The sequence below is a fragment of the Aeromicrobium sp. genome, from assembly GCF_036675695.1.
GTDB lineage: Bacteria > Actinomycetota > Actinomycetes > Propionibacteriales > Nocardioidaceae > Aeromicrobium.
The window spans coordinates 1-10,405 of sequence record NZ_JAKFEL010000157.1 but is presented as its reverse complement, the minus strand read 5'-3'; the positions used below and the strand labels follow the sequence as shown (position 1 = coordinate 10,405).

Here is a 10,405-nt window from a genome sequence, read left to right as displayed (position 1 = left end):
GGAGGTCAGCGGCGTCGAGCAGGGTGCCGATTCCCGGGATGCCGGTCGTCGTGTCGATGATGCCCTGCACGAGGTCAGTGGCGATCTGCTGCGCAGCGTTGTTCGCGGCATCAGAGGTGATCAGCAGGTTGGAGTTTGGGTCTTCCGCGTCGATCGTGATCGGGACGTTGATCGGAAGTCCACCCGGGCCGCCGAGGACGAGCGTCAGTGTCAGCGGAGCGACGTCCGAGTCACCGGTCGCGGTGGTCGGGTCGGCCTCACACGTGGCCTCGACAGCGCCGACGCTCAGGTCGATCGAGAGGACTGCGTCGTCCACCGCTGCAAGAGCATCGTTGAGCGCGTCGTCGAGAGGAACTGTGATCGCACCAAGCGCAGCAATCAGCAGCGCATCGAGGACACCGTCAAGAGGTTCGATGATCGGGTCGAGGATCGTTGCGGTGTTGATGGCGCCCAGATCTGTGATCAGATCAGTGAGGTCGATGGGCTCTCCGAGTCCGTCGAACTCGAGCTCGCCGACTTCAGCGCGAGCTGTCGAGACGCCGTTCGCGCCATCGAGGCTCGCGGTAGCAACCTGGTCGAACGCATCGATGCCGTTGGTGTTGAGACCGTCACCGCAGCGACCGTCGGGGTCGCCGACTGGAGTCGCAGCCGGGGAGCCGACCGTCGTGCCAGCGGGAAGCGTGGCCGTGCAGCTGCCCGAATCGAGGTCAAGCGACTCGAAGAGGCCAGTGCCCTGCGAGGCGCGGGCTTGCGCGTACGCGACATCATTGTCACCGGGCGCACTCTGTGCGGAGAACGACAGACCGGCTGTGATGATCAGAGTCACCAGGCCGACTGCGATCGAGTTCTTGGCGAGCTTGTTCCTCATCCGAGAGGCTCCTTGAATTGATTAAAAGTCAGGGCACCCTTTTGGGGGCCCAAACAACGTAAAGGAATAGCGACTGGGAGATCGCTGAGAGATAGTCAACCACATTCTCAGGTTCGAATAGAACACCCTGGCGGATTCTGATACCGAAAGTTCACATTCCACACGGGGATTATGCGCGAATTCGGCGTTTTCGTTGGTTTTGGAGCCATTCGAGCCCGCGGACCCACGAGCGGTCGCTCACCAGGATCATGTCCACCGCGATCATCACGAGCGAGAAGTACAAGATGCCCATGAAGATGCCGATTCCCAGGTGCATTCCGGTGATCAGCACGAGCGCGACCATGCGCGTCGGGCGGTAGATCAGCAGCACAGGGAAGAACAGCTGTACGACGACTGCCATGTAGGTAGCACCGGCGATGATCGGCGCGCTTGCATACACGGGATGCAACCAGTCGTTCCATGGCGAGTACGCATCGGTCTGCAACGGGAAGTAGACCGCCGTGCCGTCGCGCCACACCGTGCTCTGCAGCTTCCAGAATGCCGAGCCGACGTAGACCATGACGACCTGGTGAATGATCAGGATGACGGCCAGGTTGTGCAGTGTCGCGCTGAACCAGGCAGGCATCAACGGCTTCACTCCCCCGCGCCGTGCCTGCAGCCTTGCGTCGAGCGACCACTGGCGGCCGGCTTCGGTGAAGCAGATGTAGAGCAGGACCATGCGGAGCACAGCGTCGCCGCCCGAGCCGACGAATGGGTTGGACACGTAGAGCGACAGCCAAAGGAGCAGGGTCATGACTGCGGACGCTCGCGTGTAGAGCCCGACCATAAGCAGCAGGCCGAAGATGATCGTGACGATGTAGACAAGGTCGAACACGTGCCCGTCGAGCCGCTTGAACAGGTCGAGGAACGACGGCCAGCTCTTGGAGTTGCGCACCTGCTCGGTCCAGCTCGCTCCATCTCCCCACGTGTAGTGGCGGTCGGGCCAGTTGACGATGAGCTGGCTGGCAACGATGAAGCCCAGGATCATCCGGGTGACAGCGATGCCGTAGGTCGACCGCTTGTCACCGGTCAGCCACTCCATGGCCTGGCCAATCATCGGTGTCTCCGATCGAAGTCGGCTATGACTCGTTGCTCGGCGACATCTCCGACCTCAGGTTCGCGCCACCCACCCAGTCGCACGCTCTCAGCGGGGCGTGCCGCTTCACGCTTCTTCTCCGACTCGTTGCGGGCGTCATACGGTGTCACGGGCTGGCTGTTGAGCGAGTAGCGCACCGCGGTGAATGTCCGATCGGGCCAGCGTGCCTGGAGTACCTCGGTGGCAAGTCGGATGGTGGCGCGCTCGTACCTCAGGTAGACCTCGGTCGAGTCTGGTCGGCTCGGACCTGCAGCCAACAGACTCTTGCTGAGCTCGGCCCAGCTCGGCGGGTCCGTCTCCTTGGTCGTGACGGCAACGTGCCGCTGTGCGTCAAGGAGCTTTCCGTAGCGTGCACCAAGGGGGCTGAACAGCTTGTTCGTGACGTAGCCCGCCCGCCCGCCGATCAGTCGGTGGTGGATCAGGTCGAGCTCGACCTCGGTCCAGTCAACCCACTCCGTCTGCTCCTGAGTGCCATCGGCGGCACGGTAAGAACCCTGGAACAGAATCCGGCGGTCTTCAGCGATCGGGCTTGGCGCGAACAGGCGCCAGTTCTGCGTGAACATCGGGCTGAGGTAAGTCGTGTGCGGTGCCGCAGCATCCGAGTAGCGGTTGGGCGGCAGCGCCGCGAGGGTGACGGCGACGAACTGGAACAGGGCAACCAAGGTGGCAGCCGCCACAAAGGTCGTCTTGAGCGTCAGCCGGGGCACGGCCACACGCTACAACGTGGGCATGAGTCACGAGGCAATGACAGAGGGCCTGGGAAGCTGTCCCAGGCCCTTCATGATTTGTGGAGCATAGGAGATTCGAACTCCTGACCTCTTCCATGCCATGGAAGCGCGCTACCAACTGCGCCAATGCCCCGCTGCTGCCCGTGAAGGCCTCGCCAATGTTAGCCGTTCAGACCGTCTGACCCCAAACCGGGTCATTCGTCGTCGGAGAGCACAGGCTCCGGCAAAGTGCCCGCATTCCACTCGGTCAGGCGCCACTTCGACCAGTCGTCGCGGCTCCACTCCTCGAGCACCGACCACGAACAGTTGCCGAGCCCACCGAACGTGCTCCAGTGCTCCTCGGGTATTTCGAGGAACGCACATGCACCCGTGCGCAGGACCGCACCGTGGGCAACGACGACCAGCACTCCCTTGTGCGGCAGATCCTCGAGGTGATCGTTCAGTGCCGCGGCGAACCGCTCCCCTGCCTGTCGATGTGTCTCGCTCCCAGGGATCTGCGTCTCGTCGCCGTCGATCCACGCTTGCATACCGTCGGGGAACTGTTCCCACGCCTCGGCCCAGGTCAGTCCTTCGCGCGCACCGAAGTCCATCTCGCGAAGTCGAGGATCGAACTCGACCTCCTTCGAGGTCACTTCGCTCAGAATCCGTGCCGTCTCGGAAGCACGCAACAGGTCAGAGCTGACAATCCGATACGGGTTGAGCGCCGCCAGGCGCGCAGCCGCCTCACGTGCCTGCTGACGGCCGACATCATCAAGCGGTACGTCGCTCTGCCCCTGCACGCGGCCGGCAACATTCCATTCTGTACGTCCGTGGCGCCACAGCACGACTTGGCGCCAGCTCATGACAGCTTCACGACTGGACAGTCGCTCCAGAGGCGTTCGAGCGCGTAGAAGGCTCGCTCCTCCTGGTGCATGACGTGGACGACGATGTCGGCGAAGTCGAGCAACACCCAGCGAGCCTCGCTCATACCTTCTCGCCGGACGGCCTTCGCGCCCAGCTCGATCATGCGTTCCTCGATCGCGTCCTGGACGGCACGCACCTGGCGAGGTGTCGAGCCGGAGCAGAGCAGGAACACATCCGTGATCGCCAGCTGATCTGAGACGTCGAAGGCAATGATGTCCTGCGCCAGTTTGTCCTCAGCGGCAGTAGCCGCAGCACGCGTGAGCTCGATTGCCCACTCTGTCGCGCTCAGGGTGTCGGCTCCGACTTGGCGTACAAGCGGTGCTTGCCGATGTATTGAACGACGCCATCCGGCACGAGGTACCAAACCGGCTCACCTCGTACGACGCGGTCGCGGCAGTCTGTCGACGAGATCGCGAGCGCAGGAATCTCGACGAGGGTGATGCGGTCCTTTGGCAGCCCCTCAAGGGTGCTCTCGTCCATCTCATGGCCCGGACGCGTACAGCCGACGAAGTGCGCGAGCTTGAACAGCTCCTCGTGGTCGCGCCAGGTGAGAAGCGCAGCCATGGCGTCCGCTCCGGTGATGAAGTAAAGGTCAGCGTCGGGATGCAGCGCAGCCAGATCGCGCAGGGTGTCGATCGTGTAGGTGGGGCCGTCACGATCGATGTCGACGCGACTGACGGTGAAGCGGGGATTGGCGGCCGTCGCAATCACGGTCATGAGATAGCGGTCCTCGGCAGGCGACACCTCACGGTCGGCCTTCTGCCAGGGCTCGCCGGTGGGCGCGAAGATGACTTCGTCGAGGTCAAACCACGACTGGACCTCGCTCGCAGCCACCAGGTGTCCATGATGGATCGGATCGAACGTGCCACCCATCACGCCAATCCGGCGGCGACCATCCGAACGATGATCAGTCATGGGGCTCAGGAGTGCTCGCGGCCCTTGCCGAATTGCAGCAGCGCAAGCATCGAGAGAGTCAGGATGACGAGCGCGATGGCGCCGACGGCGTACGGGTCGATGCCGATGTCGCGGAGTTGGTGCTCGGCTTCTGCCGTTGCAAGCGTCGTGAACATGGCGCCAATCTACCTGACGTGCCCGGAGCCGGTGACGACGTATGTCGTCGTGGTCATCTCGGGCAGACCCATCGGTCCGCGGGCATGCAGCTTCTGGGTCGAGATGCCGATCTCCGCACCGAAGCCGAACTCTCCGCCGTCGGTGAACCGCGTGGACGCGTTGACCATGACGGCCGCCGAATCGACTCCCATGGTGAATCGTCGAGACGCCGCGAGCGACGAGGTGACAATCGCCTCGGTGTGGCCCGACGAGAACCTACGAATGTGGTCGACGGCATCGTCGAGAGACTCGACGACCTTGGCGGAGATGTCTGCCGAGAGGTACTCGGTGGCGTAGTCCTCGTCCGTGGCGGGCACCACGTCACCGTCGATCGCGCAGAACGAGGGGTCGCCGTGAACTGTGACGCCCTGCTCCTGGAGAGCCCCGACAACCCGGGGCAGGAACGTGTCGGCGACAGCTTTGTGGACCAGCAGGGACTCGGCGGCGTTGCAGACACTGTTGCGCTGAGTCTTCGCGTTGATGACGATGTCGAGCGCCATGTCGAGATCGGCGTCCGCGTCGACGTACACGTGACAGTTGCCGACACCCGTCTCAATCACGGGCACCGTCGACTCGGCGACGACCGCGTTGATCAGGCCCGCTCCACCGCGAGGGATCACCAGGTCGACGAGTCCTCGTGCCTGCATGAGGTGCGTTGCCGAGGCTCGGTCGTCTGCGGCGATCTGTTGGATGGCATCGGGCGGGATCGACGTGCTAGCCAATGCCTCGCGCATCACCTTGATGATCGCGGCATTGGACTGCGAGGCCGACGACGACCCTCTGAGCAGCACGGCGCTTCCGGCTTTGAGACAGATCGCGGCGGCATCCGCGGTCACGTTGGGTCGGCCCTCGTAGATCATGCCGATCACGCCCATGGGGACGCGGATCTGCTGGAGCCGGAGACCGTTCGCCAAGGTCGAACCGCGTACGACTTCGCCGACGGGATCGGGAAGAGCCGCAATGTCTCGGACACCATCGGCAAACGCGCCGATGCGGCCCTCGTCGAGGCTCAACCGATCGATGACGTTCTCGCCCGTGCCAGCCTCGCGGGCTGCGGCAACGTCCTTCGCGTTCGCGTCGAGGATCTCCGCCGACGCTGAGACGAGAGCGTCAGCGATCGCGTTGAGCGCTTCATCCTTGGCAGCGCGAGGTGTCAGCGCCAAAGTCGCGGCGGCAACGCGCCCACGACGCGCTGCATCGTGCACCTGCTGCTTCACGTCGGTCATGGTGACAATTCTAGAACGCGTCGGCGGGGGCTCGTCGTACGCGGGCTGCCAAGGCTGAGCGGCTGTGCACCTGCAGCCGGTCGAACAGGTCGCCGACGTGCTTCTCGACCGTCTTCTCACTGATCGCGAGTGATCGTGCGATGGCACCATTCGACAGCCCGCGCGCGACCAGCATCGCGACCTCACGCTGACGCGGGGTCACCTTGGACACGAACTCCGGATCGATTTCGTCACCCTCGAGCTCGCGACCGATTCCCACTCGGTTCGTGGTTCCGAGCGCCTCAAGCACGGCCGCTACGTGTCCTTCGACCGTCTTCTCGGACATGTAGAGAGCTGCTGCAATCTCGCGGTTGCGCAACCCCTGAGCGGCAAGGCGGGCCACGACGTGCTGACGGGAATTGAGGGAGTCCCATCCAAGGGCCGGAAACTGTCGCAGGTGTCGGCCAACGGCACGGAGCTCGCGAAGCGCCCAGGCGCGCACCTCGGCTGACCCGCTCAGAGCTGCCGTGCTGGCCACCGCGTCCAAGTCGCGCCGACTGCCCGATGCATCGCCCGAAGCCGCCTCGGCGAGCGCCCTCAAGATCTTTGCCCTGATCACATAGAGCTCGCCGCCGACGGCGGACGCCCGCGCCGCCGACGTCTCCGACTCAAGGATGCTGTCGGCGTGCTGCTCCAGCACGAGGTTGAGGCGGGCTCGCGACCGTGACAGTGCGGCCGCAGCCATCGGATGCTCGTGTATCGGCAGCAACTCGAACTCGGCCAAGAGCTCAGCCGCGTGCGGGATCTGCGCGAGGGCTACTGCCGACTCCACCAGCACGTCGTATCCGTATGCCTGCAGCGACAGGGGTAGGAGCGGCAGCCCATCTCCGCCTCCGCCATACAGGAGCACCTCTGCGGCTGCGGTTGGGTTGCCGGCGGCTGATTCGGCGAGCGCGGCCAGGAGGAAGGCGACCGAGTCGGCGTACGAGCGCGGATCAGGGATCTCGCCACGCAGATCCTCACAGAACACAGCCAGCTCTGACTGCCGACCGGTGTGACCCGCGAGGAAACCATCGACGCCGCGAGCGACCCGGTTGGCGATCGGGCGATCGGTCGTCTCGGCGAGTACGGCTTTGCACTCGGCACCGGCCTCGTCGAGTCGACCGAGGAAACACAAGGCTCGACTACGTACGATCCGGGTCCAGGTCCGCATCCCACCCTCGGCACCGGGCATGGCGAGCACCGCTGAGGCAATCTGCTCCGCAAGCGCGATCTGGCCAGAGACCATCGCCGCCTCGCTCATCAGAAAAGCCACCAGGCTCCCCTCGGGCGTATCGAGGTCGATGCGGTGCACCCCCAGATCTGCGGGAACGCGCGAGAGGCAGATCGCGTGCACATAGTCACGGACAGCGGCTGAAAGCGAGGACTCGCCCAGCGCAGGTGGCCCGCCGAACATTTCGACGGCGATGTCGAAATCGGCCGACAGCACCGCTACGAACCCGACCGCAGCGTGCCGGTCGTCAGGTCCCGCCGGGTCGAGCGCCGCCAAGCGGGATCGCGCGACAAGCGGGTCGACGTTGAGTCCGTAGGACATGATTTCGACGACCTCACCCACGGGCATGGCGAGAGGCTACTGCCCAGCGGCGCAGCACCGCCGACGTTTCCAGGAAGTGGTCAGATCAGGTGAGCATGAGGTCATCGCGGTGGATGACCTCACGTTCATACTGCTCGCCGAGCTCGGCGGCCAGCTCGTGCGTCGAGCGGCCCATCAAGCCGGGCAGCTCGGTGCTGTCGTAGTTGACGACTCCGCGTGCAATCACTGCTCCGTCGGGGCCGACGACGTCGATGGGGTCGCCCGCCTTGAACGTCCCGGTGACCGAGGTGATGCCAGCCGGAAGAAGCGATGCCTTGCGAGTCGTCAGGGCGCGTACGGCTCCTTCGTCGAGATGCACGCCACCCTTGGTCTCACTGGCATGTGCCAGCCACAGCAGGCGGGTCGAACGGCGTCGCCCAGTCGACTCAAAGCGGGTGCCGACCTTGTCGCCTGCGAGGGCTCCTCGCGCATTGGCGGCAGACGTGAGGACCACCGGAATGCCTGCAGCTGTTGCGATACGTGCGGCCTCGACCTTGGTGACCATTCCCCCGGTGCCGACCTTGGACGAGCTGACATGGGCAATGTCGAGCCCTTCGATCTCGGCGGGATCGCGAATCTCCTCGATCAGCGTCACGCCCGGCGTACCGGGTCGGCCGTTGTAGAGACCATCCACATCGGACAGCAGGATCAGCAGATCGGCATGAACGAGATGCGCGACGAGTGCGGCCAGTCGGTCGTTGTCTCCGAACCTGATCTCGGTCGTCGCGACCGTGTCGTTCTCGTTCACGATCGGAACGACGCCCAGCTCGCGGAGCTTGGCGAATGTCTGGTGGGCGTTGCGATGGTGACTACGGCGCGTGACGTCGTCAACCGTCAGCAGAACCTGGCCCACGACCAGGCCCCGAGCGGCGAACCGTTCGCTGTATCTGGCGATCAACGCGCCCTGGCCGACACTCGCAGCGGCCTGCTGGGTGGCCAAGTCCCGCGGACGAGACTTGAGGTTCAACGGGCCGAGTCCAGCCGCGATTGCGCCCGATGACACCAGCACGACCTCGTCGCCGCGATCGCGGGCATCGCAGATCGCTTCGACAATGCCGTCGAGGCGCACGGGGTCGATATGACCCTCCGAAGTGGTCAAGGACGATGAACCGACCTTGACGACGACGCGAGACATCAGTCCTCGTCCTCATCCAGCGGATCGTCCTCGGGGAACGTCCAGTCAGGCTGAGGATCGCGACCTTCGGCACGGGCCTCACGGGCTCCTGCCTCAAAGGCGCGCTTGGCAGCCAGCTCTTCGCGGCGCTGCACATTGGTTCGGCGATCGGACTGGTCGATGCGAAGGTCTTCGCCACGTCGACCGAGCACTTCGGCACCTGCGGTGACCTGCGGGTCGAAGTCGAAGACCACGGCGTTGTCCTCGTCGCCGATGACGACGTCGTCGCCCTCCTTGGCACCGAGCTTGAGCAACTCGTCCTCGACACCCAGCCGGTTGAGGCGGTCGGCGAGGAAGCCGACGGCTTCGTCGTTGCTGAAGTCTGTCTGGCGCACCCAGCGCTTGGGCTTCTCGCCGCGTACGACCCACTGGTCGTTGATACGCGTGATCGTGAACTCGCGGCCGACGCCGGCTTCGGCGGGTGGACGGAGGACGATGCGGGTGGCCTCGGAGACCGGGGTTTCCGCACGGCGTGACGCGACGATCTCCGCCATGGCAAACGAAAGCTCTTTGAGTCCAGCGCGGCTTGCTGCTGACACGTCGAAGACGTCGAGTCCGCGGGCCTCGAGATCGGCGCGTACGAAGCTGGCGATCTCCTTGGCATCAGGAACGTCGGTCTTGTTGAGTGCAACGAGTCGAGGACGATCTTCGAGACCGCCATAGGCTGCGAGCTCCGCCTCGATCACGTCGAGATCCGACAAGGGGTCCCGACCAGGATCGACCGTTGCGCAGTCAATGACGTGCACCAGCGCGGCGCAGCGCTCGACGTGACGCAGGAATTCGTGTCCGAGCCCGCGACCTTCGCTTGCACCCTCGATGAGTCCAGGCACGTCGGCGACCGTGAATGTGGTCGAACCGGCGGTGACAACGCCAAGGTTGGGGATCAACGTCGTGAACGGGTAGTCCGCAATCTTGGGACGAGCCCGCGACATCGAGGCGATGAGGCTCGACTTCCCAGCGCTCGGGAAGCCAACGAGACCGATGTCAGCGACGACCTTGAGCTCGAGGGTGATCGTGAGCTCATCGCCCGGCTCACCTTTGAGGGCGAAGCCGGGAGCTTTGCGCTTCGCAGAAGCGAGTGCAGAGTTGCCGAGTCCGCCGCGGCCTCCAGCCGCAATGACGAGCTCAGTTGAGTGACCGATCAGATCAGCAAGCACTTCACCGGACTCGTCGCGTACGACGGTGCCGTCGGGGACGAGCAGGATGAGATCCTCACCCTGTGAGCCGCTGCGGTTGTTGCCAGCGCCAGGAGCACCGTTGGTGCCCTTGCGGTGAGGTTCGTGGTGATAGTCGATCAGCGTGGTGACATCGGCGTCGACCTTGAGGATCACATCGCCGCCGTGACCGCCGTTACCGCCGTCAGGTCCACCAAGGGGTTTGAACTTCTCGCGATGCACCGAGGCAACACCATCGCCGCCGGATCCGCCCGCGACGTGGAGCGTCACCTTGTCGACGAAGCTGGGAACAGCCACGGTGTCGCTCCTTTCAGTACGTGCCTAAGCACTCTGCGAATTTCAGAAACAAATGATGGGGCAGCCCGCTGCTGCGGACTGCCCCATCGAAGTGAGTGTGCGCCTGGTCAGTCCGCCGGCGTGCCGGGGACGATGTTGATGACCTTGCGGCCGCGACGGCGACCGAACTCCACGGCA

The 10,405-nt window shown here is 64.4% G+C and carries 11 protein-coding genes and 1 tRNA gene; all 12 read right to left on the bottom strand.

Annotated features, from left to right (window positions below; translation table 11 throughout):
• On the bottom strand, positions 1–868 hold an 868-nt coding region (locus V6M39_RS10200; RefSeq protein ID WP_332643711.1), incomplete at its 3' end, for a hypothetical protein.
• 169 nt (positions 869–1,037) lie between these two features.
• Positions 1,038–1,964, bottom strand: coding sequence for an HTTM domain-containing protein (locus V6M39_RS10195; RefSeq protein ID WP_332643710.1), 927 nt, complete (start codon positions 1,962–1,964; stop codon positions 1,038–1,040).
• Positions 1,961–2,710 (bottom strand): DUF5819 family protein, encoded by a 750-nt coding sequence (locus V6M39_RS10190; RefSeq protein WP_332643709.1) that lies wholly within the window; start codon positions 2,708–2,710, stop codon positions 1,961–1,963. Before V6M39_RS10190 ends, V6M39_RS10195 begins: the two co-directional genes overlap by 4 nt.
• A gap of 81 nt (positions 2,711–2,791) precedes the next feature.
• Positions 2,792–2,864 (bottom strand) — tRNA-Ala (locus V6M39_RS10185).
• A gap of 61 nt (positions 2,865–2,925) precedes the next feature.
• A complete protein-coding gene (locus V6M39_RS10180) occupies positions 2,926–3,573 on the bottom strand; it encodes a histidine phosphatase family protein (RefSeq protein WP_332643708.1) in 648 nt (215 codons plus the stop codon).
• Positions 3,570–3,923, bottom strand: coding sequence for a ribosome silencing factor (rsfS, locus tag V6M39_RS10175; protein WP_332643712.1), 354 nt, complete (start codon positions 3,921–3,923; stop codon positions 3,570–3,572). The genes V6M39_RS10180 and rsfS overlap by 4 nt, the downstream gene beginning before the upstream one ends.
• Entirely contained in the window at positions 3,920–4,507 is a 588-nt protein-coding gene (gene nadD / locus V6M39_RS10170) for a nicotinate-nucleotide adenylyltransferase (RefSeq protein ID WP_442880768.1), read from the bottom strand. Before nadD ends, rsfS begins: the two co-directional genes overlap by 4 nt.
• 47 nt (positions 4,508–4,554) lie before the next feature.
• A complete protein-coding gene (locus tag V6M39_RS10165; protein WP_332643706.1) occupies positions 4,555–4,704 on the bottom strand; it encodes a hypothetical protein in 150 nt (49 codons plus the stop codon).
• 9 nt (positions 4,705–4,713) lie between these two features.
• Positions 4,714–5,970 carry a glutamate-5-semialdehyde dehydrogenase gene (locus tag V6M39_RS10160; protein WP_332643705.1) on the bottom strand — a complete coding sequence of 419 codons (1,257 nt, stop codon included), beginning with the start codon at positions 5,968–5,970 and terminating at the stop codon, positions 4,714–4,716.
• A gap of 10 nt (positions 5,971–5,980) precedes the next feature.
• Positions 5,981–7,570, bottom strand: coding sequence for a LuxR C-terminal-related transcriptional regulator (locus V6M39_RS10155; RefSeq protein ID WP_332643704.1), 1,590 nt, complete (start codon positions 7,568–7,570; stop codon positions 5,981–5,983).
• Positions 7,571–7,628: 58 nt separating this feature from the next.
• On the bottom strand, positions 7,629–8,717 hold the full coding sequence (proB, locus tag V6M39_RS10150) for a glutamate 5-kinase (protein WP_332643703.1): 1,089 nt from the start codon (positions 8,715–8,717) through the stop codon (positions 7,629–7,631).
• Positions 8,717–10,228, bottom strand: a complete 1,512-nt coding sequence (obgE, locus tag V6M39_RS10145) for a GTPase ObgE (protein ID WP_332643702.1) — start codon at positions 10,226–10,228, stop codon at positions 8,717–8,719. Before obgE ends, proB begins: the two co-directional genes overlap by 1 nt.
• Positions 10,229–10,405: the final 177 nt, after the last annotated feature.